The sequence below is a fragment of the Buttiauxella brennerae ATCC 51605 genome (assembly GCF_001654925.1).
Taxonomy (GTDB): Bacteria; Pseudomonadota; Gammaproteobacteria; order Enterobacterales; family Enterobacteriaceae; genus Buttiauxella; species Buttiauxella brennerae.
This window is the reverse complement of the sequence record NZ_LXER01000064.1, coordinates 1-468: the sequence shown is the minus strand read 5'-3', so window position 1 is coordinate 468 and position 468 is coordinate 1. Positions and strand designations below refer to the sequence as shown.

The following is a 468-nucleotide window of genomic DNA, read 5'->3' as shown; positions in this document are numbered from 1 at the left end:
CATTGGCATAATCGACGGCGTCAGGTTTGACACTGGCATCACGGAATCTGTCAGCGTTTGCATCGGCATCACCGATGGCGTCAGGTTTGACACTGGCATCACAGAATCCGTCAGCGTCTGCATCGGCATGACCGATGGCGTCAGCTCAGCATTTGGCATCACAGAATCCGTGAGTGTCTGCATCGGCATCACCGATGGTGTCAGATCTGACACTGGCATCACCGAATCCGTCAGCGTTTGCATTGGCATAACTGACGGCGTCAGGTTTGACATAGGCATCACTGAGTCGGTGAGCGTCTGCATTGGCATAACCGATGGCGTCAGCTTTGACACTGGCATCACAGAATCTGTCAGCGTTTGCATCGGCATCACTGACGGCGTCAGGTTTGACATAGGCATCACGGAATCCGTCAGCGTTTGCATCGGCATGACTGACGGCGTCAGGTTTGACATAGGCATCACTGAGTC

Annotated in this window: 1 pseudogene; it reads right to left on the bottom strand. The window is 53.8% G+C overall.

Annotation, left to right across the window (positions count from 1 at the left end):
- Positions 1 to 145: 145 nt before the first annotated feature.
- A pseudogene (locus M975_RS23155) lies at positions 146 to 468 on the bottom strand (hypothetical protein); the annotation flags it as partial.